Here is a 23,992-nt window from a genome sequence, read left to right as displayed (position 1 = left end):
TGCATAATAAAAACTCACATAATTTTTCAAGATAGGTAGTAGGAGAACTCATGAATACGAGGCAGCAATCAGCGTCAATAACGCCTGCTGAACAAGGATCGGATACTCATACCGACCAGCAAAGCTATCAAGCTCTTCATAAACCCAGCAGTGAATTTTCGAGTCGTGACGAATACCTTGAACACGAATTACAAATTATGCAGCCTAAGCGCTGGCGTCCTAACTTACCATTTCGTGATTATCGGTTTGAATTAGAAGACTCTATCCCTGCCATGGCAGGGACCATAGGCAAGGTGGTTATGGTGGGTGCAATTGCTGCAACGTTTGCAGCGCCACTGGGCTTAGGTGAAGGTTTTATTCTAGAAAACGTGCGCTATGAGCTGTTAATTGTATCGATCTTCATTTTATTATTTTCAGGCTTCTTTTTACCAACAGCAAACTTAGCGGGTACGCATGGGCCGCTTATTCCTTTGATCCCGATTGTGGTTGCTGCGGGTGGTCACCCAATGGCCTTCGGTTTACTGATAGGGGCGTTTGGCCTATTACTGGCGCTTAGTAAAGGCGGGAGTTTACTGGCGGGGTTAACCAGCCGAGGCGTGTGTGGCGGTTTACTGCTTTACCTTGGTTTTATTGGCACGATTTCGCAGGTTAAAAAGCTATTTGCATGGGCTGAAGGCATTGATATGACCCATATCGCTTTCATTGTGATTTTGTCGACTATCGTGTTGTATGCATTACTTGAGCACTACAAAAAACGTTGGTTAGCCGTGCCATTAAGCTGTTTACTTGGCGGTTTAATTGCATTTTTACTGGGAGCGCCGTTTGAGTTTAAGACCGCACCGGGTTTACCAAATATGAACCCAATGTATTGGTGGGGTGAAAACACCGGTTGGATGCTGGGTTTACCAACCCTAGAGAGCTTTGTGGTGGTATTGCCATTCGCGGTGCTTGCGGTTGCCATGTGGTCACCTGACTTTTTAGGGCATCAAGTATTCCAAAAAATTAGTTATCCTGAGCGCACAGAAAAAGTACAAATGAACATTGACGATACCATGTTCAGCGCTTCAATCCGCCAGACATTTGGTTCCTTGTTAGGCGGCTCTAATTTTACCTCGTCATGGGGAACCTACATCGTGCCAGCAGCCATCGCTAAACGCCCAATTCCTGCCGGAGCGGTGTTAACGGCATTATTTTGTATTATTGCCAGTATTTGGGGCTACCCAATGGATTTAGCTATTTGGCAACCCGTGTTATGCGTCGCGCTAATAGTTGGTGTGTTTATCCCGCTTCTAGAAGCGGGTATGGAAATGACTCGCGAAGGTAAAACTACGCAATCGGCTGCTATTGTGGTGTTTTCATCGACTTTAGTGAATCCTGCATTTGGCTGGTCATTAACTATGTTGCTCGACAATCTGGGCTTAATTGGTTGTAAAGAACGAAGCTCTGAACTATCCCCAATGAGCCGCTGGATCATTCCATTAGTAATGTTTGTTATTTTAACAAGCGTGATGGCAATGGTGGGTATGTTGCCAGGGATCCCAGCATTAATGGCAGACTTTAGACATTAATATATAAGGGTAAGGTGATAAACGCCTTACCCTTTTTTAAAGCTTTTATTTAAACTTAACTGTTTTTTCGCTGCGGGTGTAAGTTCGGGTATCGGGTTTTGTCCATTGACCTTTTTTAAGGTAAGAGGTTGACACTACAAAGCTGTTGTTTTTAAACTCGCTTGTCGATTTCACCTTAGTGATCCCTTCTTTATTACCCGTTACATTTTCATAAGCAACAAATTGAGTAGGGCTAAGTACATTCATAGTGCCTTGGGTATAAAAACCTGCCGTAGTGAAGTAATAAAACACCAAAGACTGCTTTTTATTGTCCCAAAAAATCATCGACTCACCACCATATTCACCTTCATTGATAGAGTGAATGGTTTTAATCGCCGTGCCATTGAGCGCGCGTTGCCAGGTACTCACATCTTGCACCGCAGGTTTACCTGCTGCGACATTAAAGTCTGACTGCCACGTGCCTAAGTAAGGCTCAAACACTTTTAGCTTGTCATCAAGTTGTTGCTCCGCCGCCATAACAGAAAGCGAACATAAGCAGATTGATAGTAAAAGTGATTTTAGGTATGCCATAATAGCGCCCCGATAAAATTAATTTGTTTTGCAGAGTATAGGTGATAATTCGTTGATTAAGAAAACATTAATTACATTTTCATTGTTGTTTCTAGCGCTGCTATGGCTGATATCGTGGCAACTTAATATTACCTACTTTATTGCAGGCACTTACAGCGTAGCGAGCTTAATAAGCTTTTTGGTATACGGCTGGGATAAACGTTTAGCGATGCAACATGGCGAGCATGTGATAAGAGTACCTGAGCGTACACTGCATATTTTAGGGTTAATCGGCGGCTGGCCAGGTTCATTAATTGCACAGCAATGGTTAAGACATAAATCTAAAAAACGCAGTTTTATTGCCGTACTTTGGTTAACAATTATTGTTAATGGCAGTGCACTGTCGTCACTGTATTATTTGCAGTTAATTTAAGAGCACAAACAGTTGTGTATTAATCTCTTTCTAAAAGCACAGCGCCGCTGTGCTCTTCACCTAAATAGTCGTCTTTGTTGTAGATAGGGCATTTTGCCATTGATAAACAGCCGCAGCCAATACAACCGTTAACGCGCTCGCGTAAACGCTGCATGTATTGAATTCGTTCATCTAGTTGAGTTTGCCATACCTTTGAAAGAGCTGCCCAATCTTGTTTAGTGGGTGTGCGTTGCTCGGGTAGGGTGCTTAACGTTTGTTTAATGTCTTCAAGAGTTATACCCATGGTTTGCGCAGCTTTTATTACGGCAATTCGGCGCAATACATCGGGTTTATAGCGGCGCTGGTTACCGTTATTACGCCAGCTGCGAATAAGTCCTTTAGACTCATAAAAATGCAAGGTTGAAACTTTTACGCCACTGCGTTTTGCCACAAAGCCAACCGCTAGGTTTGCATCAATAAGTTTCTTATCTGACATAATTTGCTCCAAGGTGTTGACCTAAAGTTAGCTTGAGGTTTTACGCTGCGCACATCATAAAAAAGGAGTGATAGTCATGCAACAAAAACCAATAACAAATACGGTAATTATTTATTCAAGTGCGCGAAAAAAGGGTAATACGAGTTTACAAGTTAATGATTATAAAGCGCAATATGGTGGTGATGTGGTATGTCTAGATGACTATGTTATCTCGCCTTATTGCTACGATAAGCAATATAAAAATGATGATTTTTATGCGGTATTTGAAGCGCTGTTGAATTATCAACACTGGGTGCTGGCATCACCTGTGTATTGGTATAACACCACACCGCAGTTTAAAGCATTTTTAGACCGGATCACTGATTACATGGATGATGAAACACTTAGGCCAAAACTGAGAACACTGCGTGAAAAGCAGTTTTCATTGCTCTCAAATGCAGGATCTGCACACGCACCTAACGCGTTTATCGAGATGTTTAAAAACACCTTTAATTACTTAGGCATGACCTTTAAAGCGCACCAACATATTGATGCTAGTTAAACGGGTTTAAACAAGGTAGGCTAGAGTAAAAAACAACAGGAACTTTTATGAAATCAACACTGTTAGGTTTATCTTTAGCCTTATTATCTTCGTTTAGTCATGCAGAGCAAGCTGAGCCAGCTATTAAAGGTTTTGGTTTTTATTATGATGTGCCAAACCATGCAGAAATCTCTGATCAAACGGTTTTCAAAGTGGCATTTGATGTTGCTGATGCGGCAAAAAAAGGGGCGCAGAATAACAAAATGAACTCATTAGCAAGGTTCATTAATATGCATATAGCCCATGGTGTGAAGCCTGAGAACATTCAACTCGCTTTAGTTGTGCATGGTGGCGCGAGTGTTGATGTACTGGAAAACAGTTTTTATAAACAGCGCTTTGACAGTGACAATAAAAATCAGCAATTGATCTCACAATTGTTGGCACATAATACCGTTGTGTATGTGTGTCGGCAGTCTGCAACGCACATGAAGGTAAAACAGCAGCAGCTTATTCCTGGTGTGCAAATGGCGTTATCGGCAATGACGGCGCATGCACAGTTGCAACAGCAAGGTTACACACTGAATCCATTCTAATGAATATCTTATGCTTCGGTGATTCAAACACCTATGGTATTTCGCCCGTCGATGGTAAGCGCTTTGCAGCAGATGAGCGCTGGCCTAGTTTACTGGGTATTAAATTAGGTGCCGGCTACCAAGTTATTGAAGCCGGCCAGCCCAATCGTACACTGGTGAACGACCCGCCTTTCAGTGGTGATAAACTGGGCATTAAATACTTAGAACCTTACTTAGCGGCTTATCATTTAGATGTGATTGTTATTCAGCTCGGCACGAATGATTTAAAGCGCCGTTTTGCACTGTCGGCTGCTGATATTGCCAATGCCCTCGAAGCACTTATTTTAGATATAAAAAACTACTATTTGCACCGCGAATTGCCCAAAATAATGATACTAAGCCCGCCGGCGGTGTATGAGGTAGGCTCCTATAAATCTATTTATGCTGGAGCGGCTGCTAAGTCTAGCGAGCTAGTTGAGGCTTTTTCTGAAGTGTGTGTGAAACAGCAAACTCTGTTTTTGGATATCACAGCAATCGCTACGCCTTGCCAGCAAGAAGGTGTGCATTTAATTCTTGAATCACATAAGTCTTTAGCAGAGCATTTACAGTTCTTGATTGTAAAACAAAAAAGCCACAGGTTATAAAACACTGTGGCTTGGGTATTGATTCTTTCAATCAAGGGGTTTGGGAGAATCGCTTAAAACTCGTAGCTAATGCTTAAGCGTGTAGTACGAGGCATAATGTAACGACCATTCGGTGCATCAGCATTACGAGGGTCACCTTCAGTGATACCTTGCTCGTCAGTTAAGTTATCAACTGCTAATTGCACTTTAATACCTTCCATAGGCTCAACAATTAAACCTATGTCTACTTTTTCGTAACCTTCTAACACAACCGTGTTTTCGTTGTCGCCCCAACGATCATCAACCGCTGAGATTGTGCCGTATAAGGTTGCATACATATCGCTTACTTCAAAGTCATAGCTTGGTGTTACACGTACTTGCCATTTTGGCTGACGTTGGCTTTCGTTACCTTCGTTGCTTGGGCTTTCTGTGATTTCTGTTTCTTGAAGCGTTGAGTTTAAGTTAACTGAGAAACCAGATTCGTGGTTGTAGTTATAATCAAGCTCAATACCGTATGCTTCGTTGGTTAAGATTTCAGCTGGTACACCTGGGCGACGAACAAAAGTGTCACCTTTTACTTCGTTAGTGAAGAATGTTGCATAGAAATCGGTGCTATCAGTTAATAGCTTATAACCAAACTCGGCTTGTGTTACTTCTTTAATTAACTTTTCGCCACCTTCGTATGCGCTAAAGTTATCGCGGAAGTCGTCAAAGTAAGGCATTTTGTAACCACGGTTTACGCGGGCAAACACACCCATGTCATCGTTAATTGAGTAGTTGATACCCGTTGTCCACGATGTTTTGCTTTCGTCATATTGAACAGACTTATCGATTACGCCATCAAGGCCTTCATCAACCGAGTATTCCACTTCGTGGTTTTCAAAACGAACACCGGCATCTAGTGTAAAGTCATCGTTGAATTTATATTGAGCCGTTGTGTAAAAGGCATTGGTACGTGCATCACCTGTAGAGTTGATATCGTAGTTGAAGTCACAACCATCAACACTTGCATTACACTCAATGCCGTCTAGCATTTCGCCGCCTGCTTCAAGCACGTGATACGCTGTGTTACCTAAGCTCCACCAGTCATTTGCTGATGTGCTTGCTGTGTAATAACCAAAGGCCAGTGATAAGTTATCAAGCTTTTTAGCGAATGCTAAATCATTAGTGAATGCGCTAATTTCTTTTAATACCACCCAACGACCAAGTTGTTGAACCGCTGTGTCTGCATCGTATTCTGTGCCAGTTACTGCACCTGTTGCTGTTTCACCGTTATCAGCCACCGCACCAACGGTTGTTGCAGAGCCTGCCGGTACTAAGCCGTACGTGTTTGCATCACCTTTAGTGATGTTGAAGCGATCTGTGAAGCTCCAACCGTTATCGAATTCAAGTTTGATGCTACCGCCAGAAACATGACCTTTCCAACCACGGCCTTCACCTAAGTCGATCTGTTGCTCGTCATTATTTGCGCCTGTGTAGATAGTCGCTTGGCGATTTAAAGTACCCAGCTGCGTGTAGCTTGCGTCAACGCCGTCAACATTAAGTGGTGTTGGTAAGTACCAAGCACCGTGGTCGTCGGTTTGACGGGTGTATAAATTAATGGTGCCGTTTTCTAATTCTTTAGTGATATTAATTGTGAACTGGCTGCCTTTTTCTGATGTGAATCCAGCATCACGAATACCTGGAGAGCTTTTAACATAACCACCCACCATGAAGAATAAGTCATCAGAAATCTCACCACTTACCATAGCGTCAATGCGTTGTAAGTTGTAATCTGAAGTTGTGTATTTGAATACACCTTCGGTATCTTCACTACCACGTTTAAGGCGGAAGTTAGTTGTTAAACCAGGTTGACCATTTGATACAACAGGGTTTGGACCGCCGCGCAGTGCTTCCATCGTTTCGATTGTTTCATCTAAACGGAATAACGACGAGTTTTCTAAAAATGACAAAGTAGGCGCAGGATAAATTGGCGAACCTTCAAGGCTTAATGTTAAAAATGGTGCATCACCACCACCAGGGAAACCACGTACAAATACGTTCGCGCCAGACTCACCACCCGAGCTTTCTACCCACACACCCGGCACGGCTTTGAATAAATCAGCTGTACTTTTTGGCGATAATTTAACAATTTGATCTGCATCTATATTGGTTACTGCATAGCCAGCATCAATTTTACGTACGCCAATACCTGCAGGTGTACCAGATACAATAATTCGTTCTACTTTTTCTTTAGCTGGTTGCTCAGTTTGCTCTTCGGCCATAACTGTTTGGCCACTCAAAGCTAGCAAAATTGCAGAGGCTAGCGCACTGCGTGTGTATGTAGTTGTCATTGTGTGTTCCCATTTTTTATGTTGTTGAAAGCAATGTATTAGCGAATATTTTGCAATTGTTAACACCTTGCTTTTATAAACCATAAAGATTTATGCAAACGTTTGCAATTTGTTTTTTCAATTTTTTGTCCTTTTTTTACCCACAGGGTGAGTTGGTCTGTTTTGCTTACTGAAAAAATATTATGCTCTTTGGCGCAGCGATTTGGTCGAAATGGTGGTATATTGCCAGCATATGTTTTAAAGGAAAGCAGTGTTTCAGTATCATGAATGATAGAAAATTAAAGTTAGCTGATCTTGCGAAATTAGCCGGTGTTTCTACGTCGACAGTTTCCCGTGCGCTCAATGATAACCCATTGATAAAACAGGAAACTCGCGACAAGCTTCAACAGTTAGCAAAAAAACATAACTTTAGTTTAAACACGGCTGCTAGCCGCCTTCGCACCCAAAAAACCAATGTTGTTGCGGTTATTATTAACCTCGATGGTGATACAGAACAGTCTATTAACGACCCTTTCTTACTTAAAATTGTTGGTGAAATAAATTTAGCGCTAAATAAATTTGGCTTAGAGTTATTACTTTCTAATTCGTTTATGGCCAGCGATGATTGGGCAAATTACTTTATTAATAGCCGCCGTGCCGATGGCATTATTGTGGTCGGCCAAGGTAAAAGCCAAGCAAATATTGAAGCTGCAGCGAGTGCTGGTGTTCCTTTGGTTGTGTGGGGCGATCCAAAAACACCCAGCAGTTACCCAATTGTTGGCAGCGATAATTATTTAGGGGGTCGCCTAGCGACTGAGCACTTATTGGCAAATGGCGCTAAAAACATATTGTTTTTAGGTGACCCTGGGCACGCTGAAATTAGTGAACGCCACCGTGGTTATTTAGATGCTATTAATGAAGCCAAAGCCACTCCTCACGTGGTTTCTATCGATATTACTAGTAGTGCTGCTTATAAAGGAATTAACCAATTGTTGGTAGAAAAAGGGCTATGCTTTGATGGCATTATGGCATGTAGTGACATGGTGGCTTTTGGTGCGATGAAAGCCCTGAAAGAGCGTTACATTAGTATTCCAAACGACGTTGCCCTCGTGGGCTTTGATGATATTGCCATGGCAGATATCAGTCATCCTTCTTTGTCGAGTATTAAACAAAATACTCAACGCGCTTCAGTTATTCTTGTTGAAAAGTTGTTAGCCCAGTTAACAGGGCAGTCGGTAGAATCTCAAGTTGTTGAAATAGAACTAGTAAATAGGCAGTCGAGCCAGCGCTAAGCCTTTTGAATGTTAGCAATATGTGTAATTTTAAATGCAAACGTTTGCATTTTGTTTTGCGCTAAACTAGACTGAATAAAAATAATCATAGGTTGAAGTGAATGAATCCTATAAGAATAACTATCGCGCTGGCATGCAGCTATTTTGTCTTTGCTATTATGCTTAATAGTGTGGGCACTGTTATTTTACAAGCAATCAATAGCTTAGATGTAAGCAAAACTCAGGCGTCTGTTCTTGAAGGATTTAAGGATCTTAGTATTGCCATTGTGTCATTTTTAGTGGCGTCATTTATCCCTCGTATAGGCTATAAAATTGCCATGCTTGGCGCTTTATTACTGGTTGCGGTGATGTGCTTGGTTGTTCCGAGCATTGCCGACTTTTGGGTATTAAAAGCGCTCTTTGCCGCAATTGGTTGCAGCTTTGCAGTAATGAAAATCTCTGTTTACTCTGTTATTGGTCAAGTGACTGATAATGCTAATAAACATTCAGCGTTATTAAACACCATTGAAGGGGTGTTTATGCTTGGCGTGCTGTCGGGTTATTGGATTTTTGCGTTATTTATAGACGCTGATGACCCGCAAAGTAGCCACTGGTTGAATGTTTATTACTTGCTCGCAGCGATTGTTGCGGTGGCGTTTGTTTCTGTGCTTGCGGCACCAATAAAATCGCCAGAGTTAAAAACTAATCAGCAATCGCAGCTTCATGATTTTATTGACATGTTAAAGCTGACTTACCAACCCCTTGTGCTTATTTTTGTTGTTAGTGCATTTATGTATGTACTAATTGAGCAAGGCGTGGGCACTTGGCTGCCGACCTTTAATAACCAAGTTTTAAAATTGCCTGTTGATGTCAGTATCCAACTTGCTAGTTTGTTTGCAGCTGCGTTAGCGCTTGGTCGTTTGGTAGCAGGGCAAGTACTTAGGTTTATTAGTTGGTTTAGTTTATTAATGGGCTGCTTGGTCGCTATGGGTATGCTCGTATTATTGGTGCTGCCTTTGACTCACGATGTTGATGGTAGCCAAGTGAAAAGTGTGTTTGATGTGCCTTTTGCAGCATACATGCTGCCGTTGATTGGCTTTTTTATGGCACCGATTTACCCGTTACTTAACTCTGTCATGCTGAGTTCACTTGCTAAGCACAAGCATGCGGCTATGACAGGCTTAATTGTGGTTTTTTCAGCATTAGGTGGAACAACAGGCTCAATTATTACGGGCTTTGTATTCGATAAATTTAGCGGTCAGCATGCGTTTTATCTCACATTAGTGCCAATAGCCTTGCTATTAATCACCGTTTCAATCTTTAAGAAAATTACCCTAAAACCACAGTATCAAGCGGCTTCAAGCGCAGAATAAGGGATTGTCATGAACTTCGTTAATAGCCAATTATTTAAAGACGTACAGCTAGCAGAAGTGTTTGCTGATTCAAAAATGTTTGCCGATGCAGTGCCAAATTTATCTTGGCAAAGTGCTTGTGAGTTGTATCAACTTGTAGGCCCTTTAAAAGGTGATGAGCTGCGCGAATTTGTTATGTCGAACTTTTTGTTTGCTGATCAGACTATTCCGACTGCGAAATTAGATACCACTTCGGTTAAACAGTATATTCTTGATTTATGGCCACACTTGCATCGCAATGCAGATACAGATTTAGCAAGCTCACTAATGCCCTTGCAGTTTGACTACATTGTACCGGGTGGTCGTTTTCAAGAAATTTATTATTGGGATAGTTATTTTACAGCCTTGGGTCTAGAAGATTGTGGCGACCTAGCCACCATTGAAGCCATGGTTAATAACTTTATAGACCTACAAGAACGTAATGGCTGTATTCCAAATGGTAACCGAGTTTATTATAGCTCTCGCTCGCAACCACCTGTTTTGGCGTTAATGATAGCGATGCTATGGGACGCAAAATATAAACAAGAAGCAGATTTAACTTGGCTAGCAAACGCGGTAAAAGCACTTGAAGCTGAGTATCAATTTTGGATGCAAGGCTGTAACGACCTTAGCAGTGAAACGCCTGCTATTAGGCGCGTTGTAAAAGTGCCTAATAAGGCTATTTTAAACCGATATTGGGATAGTGCGGCAACACCTCGTCCAGAGTCATTAAAAGAAGATTTACATGACGCTGAAGGGCTAACAACTGAGCAGCAACAAAGTTATTTTCAACATATTCGCGCTGCATGCGAGTCTGGCTGGGACTTTAGTAGCCGTTGGCTAAGCGATCATAGTGACCTAAAAAGTATTGAAACAACCAATATCATACCGGTTGATTTGAATAGCTTACTGTATAACTTAGAGCATACGTTATCTCGTTTTTACCGTTTACTTGGTAAAGAACAAAAGAGCCAGTCGATTGCTGAGCTGGCTACACTGCGCTTAGATGCAATTAATACCTATTGTTGGAATTCTGAGGCGGGTGTTTATCGTGATTACAACATTAGACTCAATCAGCAAAGTAGTGTCGATTCGATGGCAATGGCTGTTCCTTTGTTTGTAGGCGCTGCATCTGTACAACAAGCTCAACAAGTGAAGCAAAAACTGATGAATGAGTTTTTAAAGCCCGGTGGTTTAGTGACAACATTGTGTAGTACATCACAACAATGGGATAGTCCTAATGGTTGGGCGCCGCTACAATGGTTCGCTGTAAAAGGTTTAACAGAGTATGGCTTTGTCAGCGAGGCACAGGCGATCATGAAAAACTGGCTGAGTATGATCGAAATGCGTTTTGCAGAGGATAAGTGCCTCCTTGAAAAGTACAATGTGTGCGAATTAGTTAGCCGTGCAGGTGGTGGCGAATACACAGTACAGCAAGGATTTGGTTGGACGAACGGTGTAACATCACGTTTTTACAAACTACTTAATGACTCACTGTAAAAGGGGAGATGCGAGTATTGTTGGTTTACATTTTGTTAACTTTGGTGTCTGGCCATCCAAATGGGTTAGCAATGTTGTAAATTGCCAAAATAAAGGCTTATGAACGGTTGAATCATGTATCTAAATTAGGTATTGTGAATAAAATGTTTCAAGGAAGAAATGAGATGATTCAACCAACTTCTGTATTTCTAAAAACACAGCCAAGGTTACAAAACCGCAGTCAAAATTATCAATATTTAATTAAAATACTCGATGCGTTTTTTATGCGTGTGAAAGTTGATGCAAGCTTGCCTCAAGAGTCTATGCGCGAAGAGTTTAACCTTTATTTGATTGATAGCACTGACGCACATTGGAAAGACTTACTACCTGCAGAGTTAGTGCAACTTGCTAAGCAACATTTAGTGGTTATTTTTAATGCGGACGCTAATGCAATTTGCGAAAAAAACTTACTTTTAAATGGTATTAAAGGGGTGTTTTTTGCAGATCAATCACCTGAAGATATTTTTGCAGGGCTGGTCAGAGTGATCAATGGCGAGCTGTTTTTTAGCCGTAAAAGTATTTCTTCTACCTTTAACCATATGCTATCTGCAATGTCTCGCAGCCAATTCAATGCTAGTAACGATTCGGTAAATACGGATATTGACCTCAGCTTACTGACTAAACGAGAAAAATCAGTGATTCACTTACTTGCCCAAGGTGCGAGTAATCGAGATATCGCAGAGCGTTTAAATATCAGCGATCATACAGTTAAAACCCACCTGTACAGTGCATTCAAGAAAACGGCATCGCGTAACCGCGTGGAGCTGGCTAATTGGGCACAAAATTACATGGCAGTGAGTTTGTCTTTGCAAAATACACAGTAACAAACTATAACCAGTTTAATCCCTGTGGTAGTGTTTGCTATTAAAGCTCGTTTAGCACTTGCTCGATGCTTAAAAATCCAGCTTCGAGCAAGTATCCTTCAAAATCGTGTTTCCGTTTAGCTTCCATTATTCGAGCCTCGGTTCGATTTAGATGTGAGCTTATTCATAAAGTACAGTGGAATACAGAGTATTAATAATCCCAGCCATTGCCATAATGGCGCAAAAAGAAACACCAGCGCTGATTGTGCATCATGAGAAAAATAGATTGAACCTATGGTCACAGTACCAAATAAGACACACATAATAGTGACAATAAACGTGGCGATTTGTGCCACTCTTGTTTTACTGTGTTCAACCATCCATGCCATTAATAAATAAGGCGAAATACCCCATAAAACAAAGCCAATTGGCAGGCTTTTTGAACTGTCAAAATTATCAATTGTGATGACTAGGGTAATCAGTGCGGCTAAAACAATAAGAGAATAAGCGCATTTGGAGAAAGTAATCCATTTCATAAATAAAACTTAATTGACTGAATGCTATAAGTATTTATTTCGATGGATAATTAAGCAGAAAGTTCAAATTGGGCGCTGTGATGTTCAGCGCCACACTAATATACTCATTAAATTAGACCGCTTTTGCAGACCAAATGCCTTTGTTGATACCTTTTAATACAAGGTCGCTAAGCGCTTTTTCAATTGCTTGTGTTACGCAAATACTCATAGGTTCATTGTCGGTGAATCCGGCTTCTGCTTCTGCAAGACGCTTGTAGCTCACATAGCGAAAGAAGCCTGCGCGCATTTCTTGACTGAGCACTTTTTTACTTGTCGCGACGGATAACAAAACTTGGCCTGTGCGAACATCGACAGCGCGTAAATAAATTGAGATTGCATCTTCACGATATAACTCTGATGCGCCAATCCCGAAGTATTCCATACCAATCCCGCCGGTTTTGATATTTGTGTCGTAACTAATAATACCGCCTTCTAAGATTATTTTTGCTGTTGTGAGCGGTGGTAATTCAGGTAGCTTATCGTTTTCGGCTTGCGCAGCGCGAATTATTTTACGCTCAGTTAAGATATTTTGTAGACCTTCGCGTTCTACCGGAATAAACCAATCAGATTCATGCAATGCTTGCACTAAAATAGAGTTAGCACCTTGTGTTACTGCGGTAGAAAATGAGCTTACATTTGCCTGTGGTTTGTATTGCCCAGTTTGGTCACGAAATGAGTACACTGACACAGGAATGCTTCCCATTGGTTGAGGAAGGGCCTGCAAAGCCTGGAAAGTTTCGGTTGGCTCAAGAGAGTCTGCTAGTTGTTTGGTCGGCGGGATTAAATTGCCCATTGATGAACAACCCGACAGAAGTAATACCATTGCTGCTAATGTGAGTGTCTTCATTATCCAAACCTCGGTACTTCAATTACTGTCACTGTGCCATCAGAGGTGTTGGTAATTCTAACGGTGATTGTGTCACTGGTACTGGTGATAATTTGAATTTCATAATCACCCGTCATAAAGGTCGAGTCACCATTAAAGATGCTGTCGTCGATTTCGTCACCAAATGCCATATCTGTGATTTCTCGTACCATTCTATTTAAGTAGGTACGCTCTAACGAATCTTGAAATTTTTCCCCGTAGGTTTGTTCGATAACCGGCGCTTTGTGCTTGTTTTGTGATTGCGCTTTATTAAGTAGCATGCTGGCATTTAATGGGCTGCCACCAAAGCTTGGGTTAATTGGGGTATAAACGAGTTCGGTTGCCCAACTAGAAAGAGGGCAGAGGATTATTATTAGTGTTGTTAAGTATTTCATTTTACCATCCATTTTTTGCCATATCGGGTGTTGATTGCTGCATTTGACTGCGTGCCATGGCATCCATCACGCTATACATGGCTTGTTTTACACGTTCATCTAATGGCTCTAAGCGACGTCCTAGATAGGTGACGTACACTATTTGGTTATTCATTTTTAAGACAAGTCGAGTCCCCGCTCGGGGTAATACCGTTTCTTTTATTTCGATATTAAAACCTGCTGTTGAAGGTAAATCGCGCCATAGGTTGGCAAACTCAAAATAAAATTGATGGCCAAATCGGCTAATACTTCTATCGAGTACTAAGCCATCGATTTCGAGGTCTTCGCCATAACTAGCCGTACTTTGAGCTGCAAGCACGATGCAACATATGCGTAGTAAGTTTTTTATTTTCATAATGGAATGAGGGAGCAAGGCTCCCTCTTAAGCGATTATTCTTGGGTTACAGTTGCGGTATTGCCATCACCTAGTTGAGTGATAACAACTGTGCTGTTAGAGCCAATCATTGAGCCTTCAACAAGGTTTGCGTTGCCGTCTTGTACAACGACCAGTGAGTTACCCTCACCGCCTAGCAAGAATGCACTTTCACCGATACCTACAACAAAGTTTTCTGAGCCTGTTTGGCTAATATCAACAGAGTTGTTGCTACCTTCCATAATCAGGTCGATGGCATTGAGTTCACCAACTTGTGTGAAAGCAACTTGGTTGTTGTTGCTATCAAGCACGCTTGCGAATGTTAGTGCCGCTTCGTTAAGGTCACCCAGCTGATTAACTGCAATGTCATTATCGTTTGAAGAGAGTGAGTCGTCTGGGTATGAAGACTGAACTAGTACAGTGTTTTCATTGCCGCCTTGAGCAATATCAACGTTGTTGTCGCTACCATTGAAGTTAGCAACGTGAGCACTGTTTGCGTCACCAATTTGGTTAGCAACAAACTCATTGCTATCGCCAATAGCACCTAAGTACACATCATTACCGTTACCATTTTGAAATGCAGTGAGTTCGTTGTCGTTGCCAATAGCATCTAAGCCAGCGGTATTGCTGTCATGCTTTTGATTGACCAATAATGTATTGCCATCACCAACAATCACGCCTGACTCAAAGCTGTTGCTGTTGCCTTCTTGATCAGACTTAACCTCGTTGTCATTGCCTGTGATTTCTGCAACTAATGCGCTGTTAGAGTCACCATCTTGCTCAAACTCAACTTCGTTATAATCACCATGCAGCGAAGTAAGCTCAGCGCTGTTGAAGAAACCTGTTTGGTCAATAGTAATTTCATTGCCGTTGCCAATTACTTCATCAGAGGTAAACGCATTGAAAACACCCTCTTGCATTACTTCGATGCTGTTGTCATCACCTCTAATTACATTGAACGTTGCTTCATTTAGTAAGCCGCTTTGCTCTGCGCTGATTGTGTTGCTGTTACCCTGTAAATCAAAGTTGTAGAACCAATGGCCACCATCACCTTGCGTTACAGTTGCGCTATTTTCATCACCAACCATGACGTTGATAGCTTCGTTGTTAACACCAAAGAATCCTGCACCTTCTTGCTCAACGCGAATAGCATTGCCAACACCAACGGTTTCAGACAATGCGCCATTCATGGTGCCGTTTTGGCTGTGCGAAACAGTATTATCGTCACCTGTGTTGTAGATAAGAGATAAGTTAGATGTTTGTGCTTGACTTACTTCAACCATGTTGCCATCACCTACACTGACAGTTTCTGCACGATGACCTGTACCTTGTTGAGCAATAACCGCATCGTTACCAACACCGGTAACCGATACTTGATCTAGGGTAATTGAGTTTGATACACCCAGTGTTGAAACTTGGCTTGCAAGCTCAGTGCTAGATTGTGTTTTATCATCTGTGTTTGCACTTGCTGCAAAGCTTGAACCTAACGCAATAGTAATTGCACAGGTAAGTAGAGACTTTCTTAACTTCATGATTATTTCCTTTAAATTATTATTAATCAAAGCTCTAAAATTATTATTTTCTCTTTTAGAACCATGTACCAGCATGCCTTGCCGGGTTAATTTATGTGATATTTAACTGTTAGCTAACAATCAGAAGTGAATGAAGCAACTTTGTTAGTTGTGACTCTGAGGTCGTACAAATAACAAGAAAATTACTTTAGACAGATTTGGAATAATATAAAATCATCAGTTTTTGTGGTTTTTATAAATTACTTATTTTCAATTAGTTATGTGTGTTTGTTTAGGTTTTAGTATGGGTTTTGATTTAAAAGCAGTAAAAAAGTTGGGGAAATATTAATGGATCATTAAGGGTTCTTTTTTCACAAAAAAGTGTGAATTGGACGTATTTTTATTGATTCAATCAGCAAAAAAGTATGGATTTAAACTTAGCATCATTTTTTTTCTTGCCTGTTATCTGCAATTTGCCATTTATGAACTATGCCACGTGATATTCATCATTCAGAAGTAATGAGCTTTGGTGGTCGGATCATAGTGATTCGATCAGTTCAACAAATTATGGATAGTAAATATGAAAACTAAATTATCTGTATTAAGCCTAGCCTTATTACCATGTTTAGGTGCTGCACAAATCAGCACACCAGCAAAAACAACCGTCGTTGGTGCAAGTGAAGACTCTGTACTTGTTATGTATAAAAAAGGCACCTCTGCTGCAATGCGTGCCCATGCTCGTAGCTTAGTTAAAGCCACCATCAGCGATATCAACAAAGATGGTGTCGATGATAACTATTCAGCCATTTTGTCTGGCCGTTTAGCTAAATTTAAAATTGCAGGTATGAGCAGCAAAGAAGCTATCAAGCGTCTACAAAACCATGCTGCTATTGAATATGTAGAGCCTGACTACCGTGTATCGATTGCCAGTGTACCTAATGATCCTGATTTTTCTTCGTTGTGGGGTTTACACAACGAAGGTCAAACAGGTGGTGTCGCCGATGCTGACATTGATGCAGTTGAAGCATGGTCAATCTCAACCGGTAGCCGCGAAGTTGTTGTTGGTGTAATTGATACCGGTGTTGATTACAGCCACGAAGATTTAGCTGATAACGCATGGATCAACCCTGGCGAAATTCCGGGTGATGGTATCGATAATGACGGTAATGGTTACATCGATGACGTGCACGGTATTAATGCGATTACCGACTCAGGTGATCCAATGGATGACCAAGGCCATGGTACTCACGTATCGGGCACAATAGGTGCGTCAGGTAACAATGGCACCGGTGTTGTTGGTGTGAACCATGAGGTATCAATTGCGGGCTGTAAGTTCTTAAGTGCAGATGGTACAGGTTCAACTTCTGATGCAATTAAGTGTATCGATTATATGGTTGATCTTAAAAACCAAGGCGTAAATGTACGTGTTTTAAATAACAGCTGGGGTGGCGGTGGCTTTAGCCAAGCACTGGCAGATGCTATTACGGCAAGTGAACAAGCCGATATTCTATTTGTAGCAGCAGCGGGTAACGATGCGGTTGATAACGATCAAAACCCTCATTATCCGTCTAACTACGAGCATGACAGCGTATTATCAGTTGCCAGTACTGACAACAGAGATAACATGTCGAGCTTTTCACAATGGGGTTTAACAAGTGTTGATTTAGGCGCACCAGGTAGTGCAATTTTATCAACGATACCGGGCAATGGTTACGCTAGCTATTCTGGTACATCAATGGCAACACCGCATGTTGCTGGTGCAGCTGCATTAGTGCTTTCGATCAACCCTGATTTATCAGCGCTTGAACTTAAAGAGTTGCTAATGAATAGCGGCGACCAAAATGAAGCGCTGCAAGGCAAAACAGTGTCTGGCAATCGCTTAAATGTGAATCAAGCACTTGAGCAAGCAGATCCAACTCCAAGCTTCAAAATCTCAGTGTCGCCAAGTTCACAGCAAATTACTGCTGGTGAAACTGCAACATATACCTTTGAAATTGGTTCAATCGCCCAGTGGGATGGTGTCGTTAGCCTAGCACTTCAAGCTGATTTAGCGGGCGCAACACTATCGCAAACAGAAGCTGTACCTGGAGATGTAGTTACACTAACGGTGCCAACACAAGAAGCAACAGCATGGGGCAGTTATAGTTTTGTTGTTGATGCAACATCAGGTGAGTTAGCTAAACAAAGCAGTGCGTCACTGTTTGTTAACCCTGTTGGCTTAAATGACTTTACTTTCTCAAATGAAACACCAGTGTCTATTCCTGATAACAATGACACGGGTATTGATTCGGTGATTACTGTAGCTGATGAACTTACTGTGTTCTCAACGGATGCAAGTATTGATATTACTCATACTTACATTGGTGATTTAATCGTCACATTAACGTCGCCGCAAGGAACAACTGCAACACTTCACAGCCAATCTGGCGGTGGTGCTGATGATCTAGTACAAAGCTACTCGCTGGCTAACTTTAATGGCGAAGTTGCGACAGGTGATTGGGTACTCAATGTCAAAGATGTACTGTCTGCTGATACCGGTACTTTAAACAGCTGGTCACTGACGTTTAGCGCTATTGGTGAAGTGAGCTCGCAGCCTCCACAAGCTGGCTTTGCATTTGAAACATCAGGTTTAGATGTCACTTTCACTAATACCAGCACAGATAGCAATGACGATATTGTTGCTTGGGCGTGGGATTTTGGTGACGGTGCTTCATCAACAGATGCTGATCCTATGCATACTTACGCACAAGCAGGCAGCTATGAAGTGACGCTAACTGCGACAGATAGCGAAGGTCAAACAGATACGTTCACGCAAACGGTTGTGGTATCTGATGTTGAAATTGAGCTATCGGTTAAACGTGCTAACAAAACACGTTTAGGTACTATGCGTGTTGATTTAAGCTGGCAAACTGTGGCTGATCAAGTAAGCATCTACCGTAATGGTGAACTACTTGAAACAGTAGCTGATCGTGGTTTCTATCGCGATGTAGAGCGTAAAGCTGAGTTACCAAGCTATGAATATCAAGTTTGTGTATCTGATACTGTTTGTTCTAACCCAGTGACAGTGTCCTTCGACTAACATTGTTTCACTGCTCAAAGCCCAGTTTCCCCACTGGGCTTTTTTTATTTGTATTACAAAATGAAGTTTTCGCTAAAACTGTGTATAATTTGCGCCCTTTAAATATCTGTTCACGTGTCGTATTAATGTGGGGTTGTGAGTGAAAGCATTGCTGAAACAGCATGGTGTAATTTTTATTCTTCTAAGTATGCTAACCGGGTTAATGGGGGCATTTGTTAACCCATTGATGAGCTTATTCATTGTCGAAGGGTTGCAAACACCGCCCGTGTATTTAGGTGTTTATATGGTGGCGGTCACCATTACTGGGTTAGTTATTAGTCAGTGGTTAGGTGGCATGGCTGATCAAGGCACCAGTGCGCGAAAGTTATTTATGGTGGCTGTATCAGGTATGGTGTGTGCGTTAGTGACCTTTGCGAATGCCACTGCATTTTGGCAAGTATTGCTCGCAGGCGTGTTGTTTCTTGCGATGGGCAATGCGGCAATTCCGCAAATGATGACCGTGGCAAGACAATGGGCTGGGCGTCAACAGAACATCGACATTACCAGTTTTAATTCCCGTTTACGTGCTGCTATTTCCTTTGCTTGGGTCGGCGGCCCGCCGCTTGGTTATTTATTAGCCGCTGGAGGCGAGTTTAGCCGCTCGTTTTACTTTGCTGCGGTGTGTGCCTTGGTTGCACTTATCTTTGCATTTAAGTTTATTCCTGACTACAGCGCTCAAAAATCGCAAAATGGCAGAGAGCCTGCAGCCGCAACGAGTTTATCATTTTGGTTGCTGGGCTTAGCTATTATGCTTGGTTCAACGGGTAATATTATGTATTCATCGGCACTGCCGCTTTATAGCATTACAGAACTAGGGTTTGCTGAACATACACCCGGGCTGTTTATGGGGGTAGTGGCACTGTTAGAAATTCCTATCATGCTGTATGGGGCAAAGCTTGCTAAAAAATACAATAAAGTTGCGATGCTTGCAGTGGCATTTTGTTGTGCAATTGTATTTTATTTAGGGGTGTTTTTTGCCAGCCAAGTATGGCACTTAATCGCGTTGCAAGTTTTAAATGGGCTATTTTACGGTATTTTTGCGGGCATTGGCTTAACCGTCTTACAAGATCAGCTTCCCGAGCGAATAGGGTTTACCTCAGCGTTTTATACGAACGCCATTAAACTGGGTGTTATGTGCGGGGCAGGGGCAGCAGGGGTTGTTGCACAGTTTTATAGTTTTAGGTTTGCAACCCTTGGCTCTATGCTAGCTGCAAGTTTAGCCCTTGGCTGCTTAATGTTGTTTAGCTATGTAAAGCGCCAAGAGCAGCAAGGAGCTGTTATGCCAGTACTGCAAGAAGGCCTAGTTGAATAACTAGCTTAAATAGATAAAAAACCGAGCATCGTAGCTCGGTTTTTTGATTATGAGTAACTAATCATTAGCTATTAGCCATTAGCGATTTGATCTAGTAAATGCATGACTCGTTCACTGGCTGCTTCCATCTTATTAATGTGATTAATCGCTGCGTCTTTATTGCCAGTTTGCAGCATGACTAACGCTTCAACACCATTGCGATGAACTTCACGATGTGGCTCTTCTAATTGACGATAAGCATTGTGTTGTTTGAAGCCATTTGATTGCTCTGAATTATACCATTTACCTAATCGGCACATGGTGTGATCTGAAAAGTCATCAATCGACTTATTACTTGTGCCATTGGCAACTGAGTAAACTTCACCTTTCCAAACAATATGATCTAGTTTTACGGTTTGCACAAATGAGCGTGTAGCTGCATTAATAATGGTTTCTTTCATTGAGCTACAGTGATTCATGATAGAACCATAGTCATTGTTTAGCGTATCAAAACTGGTTGAAAGCTGAGTGTTATTTTGCTGGATATCTTCAACAGAGGTCACCGTTTCGCCAGTTTTATTGATGATCTCTTTTACTAGATCAGATACTTCTTGGGCTGATTTATTGGTGTTGGTTGCAAGTGTACGAACTTCGTCGGCAACAACGCTAAACCCACGACCTGCCTCGCCAGCACGGGCAGCTTCGATTGCGGCATTTAGCGCAAGTAAGTTGGTTTGATCAGAGATTTTAGAGATGGTTGATACAAAGGTGTTGATGCTATCGGCCATATCAGACAGACCCGTAATGTTACTGGTCATGCTGCCCATTTTGCCTGCCATACTCGCCATTTCACTGACAATATGTTGCAGGGCATTATTTGAGTCGTTTAATAGTTGGCTTATTTGTAAAGTAACTTGGCTTTCTTCTTCGATAACAAGGTATGAGTCGAGTACAGTTTGGCGTACCCCCTCAATTTGCGTGATACATTCAATCGAACTATTCAATAAGTTGGCAAGGAACAGTTGGTCTGCATCATCAGCTTGCTGATGTAATTTTGCTTCTAAGCGTTCGTTTTCGTCACGTAATACGTGATTGTCGGCTTTAAGTGCCTCAACTTCAGCTAATAGCGCGTTGTATTGATCTTGGAGTAAAGAGTGGCTTTTGCTAGAGACAAACATGTATGTTCCTAATTTATATGGTTAATACCTACCCATGCTGATTATAGATCAAAGTATTAACTTATTATCAGTGTTTTTTATTAGAATGGTGGTAATTACGACTATTTAATTAAGTGTAGTAGAAAAGCTGGTTATTAAAGCCGAAAAAGCCCAGTAAAAACTGGGCTAAAACGAGGGAGGAGAGTTAAAAGAAAGAATATTTTAAAGTAAGCGACGTTGTACGGCCGTTAATAGTACGGGCACGGATAATGTCGTTATCAGGTACTGAGCCTTCTTCTGCTTCGGTGATACCTACGGTGTCGAACAGGTTGTTCACGTTAAGCGATAGACTTAAGTTTTCAGATAGATTGTAACTTACAAAACCATTCACTTGTGTGTAGCCATCAAACTCAAGGTCGTTACTGTCTTGTGCGTAAGCATCTGTTGTACCAATAAAGCTCAGACCAGCAGCACCTTTGTCAAAGTTGTAAGTTGCCATTAATGAGTAAATAAGGTCAGCTTGACGACGAGGTGTATTACCGACTAACTCTGGTGATAACGCATCTTTAGCAATTTCTGCGTCTGTCCAAGTAAAGTTACCACGGAAATCCCAATCACCTACGTAGTAGGTTGATTCAACCTCAATACCTTTTGCTTCGTACTCGCGGTCGAAGAATTTTTGTGATGTTGCTTCGAAGTTTTGCTCTTCAGTTTCTGCGTAGAATGCTGTTGCAAATACTGATAGCGAATCAAAACGTTTTTTCACACCGATTTCGTATTGGTTTACTTCATCAATTGCATCGGCTTCGGCAACCGAACCATCTGCTTCAACTTTACCGAATAGTAAGCGGTCTGCATTTGCGCGGCCGCCTTTACTTAAACGGGCAAAAGTCGCAAAGCTTGGATCAATTTGGTAGTTTGCACCAATTGAGTATGAGCTGTAGTGCCAGTCGTAGTTAACAATGCTTGGGTTAGCGTTATCAATACCAACAACATTTTGTTCAGGAATTGAGATGGTACCGTCGCCATTCATATCAATTGTTGATGTTACTGCACCTGCGTAGTTACCACGCGCTTCACCTGAATCATAGCGAGCACTTGCATCAATGCTTAAATCGCCAAACTTAGTGGCTAAGTTAATGTAAGGTGCGCGAGTTTCGTACTCTGTATCGTAGTTACGTTGACAGCAGTTACCCCAGTAAGGTGTACCATAAGCGTACAAGCCATTATCTGAATAGCTGTCGCCATTCGAAGCGTAAACGTCAAGTAATGCAGCGTTGTCGCCTTTTAGCTCCATAACATATGAGTTCCAAAGCCACGACATATCAATCGATTGGCTTGATGCAAAGTAACCAAAGGTAACGCTAGTTTCATCAGAGAACGACTTAGTTAACTTAAGATCATTAACAATTGAACCCATGTCATTTAGCGTTACATCGAATGTGTGAATACGCATTGCTAAATCGTCATCGCCGTAAGCTTCGCCTGCTGAGCCACCATTTGCATAAACAAGCGATGCACCATCACCAGCAATACTAGAAGCGATAGAGCTTGCAGATGCGACTTCAGCTGGAATAAGAGAAATAAAGTTACCGCTTACTGATGATGTTCTAAAGCGGTTTTCGATGCGCCAGTCGTTCTCTAAATCAAATGCTGCTTCAAAACCCACTGAGGTAACAACTGGGTTCATACCGTCGGTCATATCGCCTGTGCTGATTTGGTTATCACCATTTAAACGTAGAGTTTGTGTGAAAAGCGCTGAATGCGGCGTATCTGATTGTGCATCGAAACCTGGGATTGAATCACCATCTGAGTACATAGGCATAGGTAGGTAACCTACGCTCTTATCATCGAGGTGTTTAAAGTAAACACGAACATAACCAGCATCAAATTCTTTGGTTAGGTTTGCCTTAATTTGGCCACCTTTATTTGATGTATATCCGGTTTCACGTGGGCCTTCACCTTGGCGAACAAAGCCACCAATGTGATAGCGCACACTGTCGTTTAGGTAAGTACCATACTCAAAGTCTGTACGAATTGAATCATAATCAAGGCCTACCGTGGTCGATACACTGCCTGATTCGTTCTCACCCGTTTTTGAAATAAAGTTGATGATACCACCTGGGGCATCACTTGCTGCTGTTGATGCTGAGCCACCACGGATTGATTCAACACTTTGCACTGTTGAATCTAAGCGCATGAAAATGTCTGCATTACCAAAGGCAATATCGCCAAACTGCATTACAGGTAAGCCATCTTCTTGTAGTTGCAAGAATTTAGCACCGCCCGATGCAACCGGTAAACCACGTACCGCGATATTTGCGTTACCTTCACCACCAGTTGATTCTGAACGAACACCCGGGATTGTTCTAAATGCTTCTGCAGTAGAACGAGGTGTTGATACTTCAATTTCAGCTAATGTAACACTGCTAACCGATGAGCTTGATGCCATGATGGTTGTTCGGCGTGGTACACCGGTTACAACGATAGTTTCAAGGCCGCTTTTTTTAGCCTCAGGTTGTGCTTGCTCTTCTGCGTGTAAGTTTTGGCTTACTGCTAATGCAAGCGCGCTTAATGTATAAAGGGCATGTTTGTGTGTTGTCATAATGTGC

General features: G+C 41.9%; 21 protein-coding genes. 11 read left to right on the top strand and 10 right to left on the bottom strand.

The window, feature by feature from the left end; genetic code table 11:
- Nucleotides 1-50 precede the first annotated feature (50 nt).
- Entirely contained in the window at nucleotides 51-1,568 is a 1,518-nt protein-coding gene (locus EXT43_RS19130; RefSeq protein WP_062565814.1) for a DUF3360 family protein, read from the top strand.
- A 45-nt stretch (nucleotides 1,569-1,613) separates the two neighbouring features.
- Here EXT43_RS19130 and EXT43_RS19125 read toward each other — a convergent pair whose 3' ends face one another.
- Entirely contained in the window at nucleotides 1,614-2,138 is a 525-nt protein-coding gene (locus tag EXT43_RS19125; protein ID WP_062565813.1) for a hypothetical protein, read from the bottom strand.
- A gap of 52 nt (nucleotides 2,139-2,190) precedes the next feature.
- Here EXT43_RS19125 and EXT43_RS19120 point away from each other — a divergent pair, with 52 nt between their 5' ends.
- Nucleotides 2,191-2,550: a DUF1294 domain-containing protein gene (locus tag EXT43_RS19120; protein WP_062565812.1), complete on the top strand. Its 360-nt coding sequence runs from the start codon at nucleotides 2,191-2,193 to the stop codon at nucleotides 2,548-2,550.
- A gap of 19 nt (nucleotides 2,551-2,569) precedes the next feature.
- On the opposite strand, the gene soxR is transcribed toward EXT43_RS19120, so the two are convergent.
- On the bottom strand, nucleotides 2,570-3,025 hold the full coding sequence (gene soxR, locus EXT43_RS19115; RefSeq protein ID WP_054562542.1) for a redox-sensitive transcriptional activator SoxR: 456 nt from the start codon (nucleotides 3,023-3,025) through the stop codon (nucleotides 2,570-2,572).
- Between the two features lie 76 nt (nucleotides 3,026-3,101).
- On the opposite strand from soxR, the gene EXT43_RS19110 reads away from it, so the two are divergent.
- The 3 genes from EXT43_RS19110 to EXT43_RS19100 are packed head-to-tail and all read left to right on the top strand — an operon-like array spanning nucleotide 3,102 to nucleotide 4,761.
- Nucleotides 3,102-3,566: an NAD(P)H-dependent oxidoreductase gene (locus EXT43_RS19110; RefSeq protein ID WP_062565811.1), complete on the top strand. Its 465-nt coding sequence runs from the start codon at nucleotides 3,102-3,104 to the stop codon at nucleotides 3,564-3,566.
- Nucleotides 3,567-3,613: 47 nt separating this feature from the next.
- Nucleotides 3,614-4,138 carry a DsrE family protein gene (locus EXT43_RS19105; RefSeq protein WP_062565810.1) on the top strand — a complete coding sequence of 175 codons (525 nt, stop codon included), beginning with the start codon at nucleotides 3,614-3,616 and terminating at the stop codon, nucleotides 4,136-4,138.
- Nucleotides 4,138-4,761, top strand: a complete 624-nt coding sequence (locus EXT43_RS19100) for an SGNH/GDSL hydrolase family protein (protein WP_130167684.1) — start codon at nucleotides 4,138-4,140, stop codon at nucleotides 4,759-4,761. The genes EXT43_RS19105 and EXT43_RS19100 overlap by 1 nt, the downstream gene beginning before the upstream one ends.
- Nucleotides 4,762-4,814: 53 nt before the next feature.
- Here EXT43_RS19100 and EXT43_RS19095 read toward each other — a convergent pair whose 3' ends face one another.
- Nucleotides 4,815-7,073, bottom strand: coding sequence for a TonB-dependent receptor (locus tag EXT43_RS19095; RefSeq protein ID WP_062565808.1), 2,259 nt, complete (start codon nucleotides 7,071-7,073; stop codon nucleotides 4,815-4,817).
- Between the two features lie 263 nt (nucleotides 7,074-7,336).
- Here EXT43_RS19095 and EXT43_RS19090 point away from each other — a divergent pair, with 263 nt between their 5' ends.
- From EXT43_RS19090 to EXT43_RS19075, 4 genes are all read left to right on the top strand, one after another.
- Nucleotides 7,337-8,344, top strand: a complete 1,008-nt coding sequence (locus EXT43_RS19090) for a substrate-binding domain-containing protein (protein WP_062565807.1) — start codon at nucleotides 7,337-7,339, stop codon at nucleotides 8,342-8,344.
- A gap of 101 nt (nucleotides 8,345-8,445) precedes the next feature.
- Entirely contained in the window at nucleotides 8,446-9,696 is a 1,251-nt protein-coding gene (locus EXT43_RS19085; protein WP_062565806.1) for an MFS transporter, read from the top strand.
- A gap of 9 nt (nucleotides 9,697-9,705) precedes the next feature.
- Nucleotides 9,706-11,214 (top strand): trehalase family glycosidase, encoded by a 1,509-nt coding sequence (locus EXT43_RS19080; protein WP_062565805.1) that lies wholly within the window; start codon nucleotides 9,706-9,708, stop codon nucleotides 11,212-11,214.
- 164 nt (nucleotides 11,215-11,378) lie between these two features.
- The gene (locus EXT43_RS19075) at nucleotides 11,379-12,077 is read left to right on the top strand and encodes a response regulator transcription factor (protein WP_062565804.1); all 699 of its coding nucleotides are present in this window, start codon (nucleotides 11,379-11,381) and stop codon (nucleotides 12,075-12,077) included.
- Between the two features lie 116 nt (nucleotides 12,078-12,193).
- Here the strand turns inward: EXT43_RS19075 and EXT43_RS19070 are convergent, their stop codons facing one another.
- The 5 genes from EXT43_RS19070 to EXT43_RS19050 all read right to left on the bottom strand — a co-directional run bounded on the left by EXT43_RS19070 (nucleotide 12,194) and on the right by EXT43_RS19050 (nucleotide 15,835).
- A complete protein-coding gene (locus EXT43_RS19070; RefSeq protein WP_062565803.1) occupies nucleotides 12,194-12,592 on the bottom strand; it encodes a hypothetical protein in 399 nt (132 codons plus the stop codon).
- A 112-nt stretch (nucleotides 12,593-12,704) separates the two neighbouring features.
- On the bottom strand, nucleotides 12,705-13,478 hold the full coding sequence (locus tag EXT43_RS19065; protein WP_054562529.1) for a CsgG/HfaB family protein: 774 nt from the start codon (nucleotides 13,476-13,478) through the stop codon (nucleotides 12,705-12,707).
- A complete protein-coding gene (locus EXT43_RS19060) occupies nucleotides 13,478-13,903 on the bottom strand; it encodes a curli assembly protein CsgF (protein ID WP_054562528.1) in 426 nt (141 codons plus the stop codon). The genes EXT43_RS19065 and EXT43_RS19060 overlap by 1 nt, the downstream gene beginning before the upstream one ends.
- Nucleotides 13,893-14,285: a curli production assembly/transport protein CsgE gene (locus EXT43_RS19055; RefSeq protein WP_055021612.1), complete on the bottom strand. Its 393-nt coding sequence runs from the start codon at nucleotides 14,283-14,285 to the stop codon at nucleotides 13,893-13,895. Before EXT43_RS19055 ends, EXT43_RS19060 begins: the two co-directional genes overlap by 11 nt.
- 35 nt (nucleotides 14,286-14,320) lie before the next feature.
- Nucleotides 14,321-15,835: a curlin gene (locus EXT43_RS19050; RefSeq protein WP_054562526.1), complete on the bottom strand. Its 1,515-nt coding sequence runs from the start codon at nucleotides 15,833-15,835 to the stop codon at nucleotides 14,321-14,323.
- A 559-nt stretch (nucleotides 15,836-16,394) separates the two neighbouring features.
- Between EXT43_RS19050 and EXT43_RS19045 the strand changes: the two genes are divergently transcribed.
- Both EXT43_RS19045 and EXT43_RS19040 read left to right on the top strand, forming a co-directional pair.
- A complete protein-coding gene (locus EXT43_RS19045) occupies nucleotides 16,395-18,893 on the top strand; it encodes a S8 family serine peptidase (protein WP_062565801.1) in 2,499 nt (832 codons plus the stop codon).
- A 139-nt stretch (nucleotides 18,894-19,032) separates the two neighbouring features.
- Nucleotides 19,033-20,244, top strand: coding sequence for a sugar efflux transporter (locus EXT43_RS19040; protein WP_240701538.1), 1,212 nt, complete (start codon nucleotides 19,033-19,035; stop codon nucleotides 20,242-20,244).
- A gap of 71 nt (nucleotides 20,245-20,315) precedes the next feature.
- On the opposite strand, the gene EXT43_RS19035 is transcribed toward EXT43_RS19040, so the two are convergent.
- Both EXT43_RS19035 and EXT43_RS19030 read right to left on the bottom strand, forming a co-directional pair.
- Nucleotides 20,316-21,401 (bottom strand): methyl-accepting chemotaxis protein, encoded by a 1,086-nt coding sequence (locus EXT43_RS19035; protein WP_058584668.1) that lies wholly within the window; start codon nucleotides 21,399-21,401, stop codon nucleotides 20,316-20,318.
- Nucleotides 21,402-21,585: 184 nt separating this feature from the next.
- On the bottom strand, nucleotides 21,586-23,985 hold the full coding sequence (locus EXT43_RS19030; protein WP_062565800.1) for a TonB-dependent receptor: 2,400 nt from the start codon (nucleotides 23,983-23,985) through the stop codon (nucleotides 21,586-21,588).
- Nucleotides 23,986-23,992 lie beyond the last annotated feature (7 nt).

The organism is Pseudoalteromonas sp. CO109Y, assembly GCF_004208935.1.
GTDB lineage: Bacteria > Pseudomonadota > Gammaproteobacteria > Enterobacterales > Alteromonadaceae > Pseudoalteromonas > Pseudoalteromonas shioyasakiensis.
Note: the sequence above shows the minus strand (reverse complement) of the source record. Positions and strands in the feature narration are given on the sequence as shown.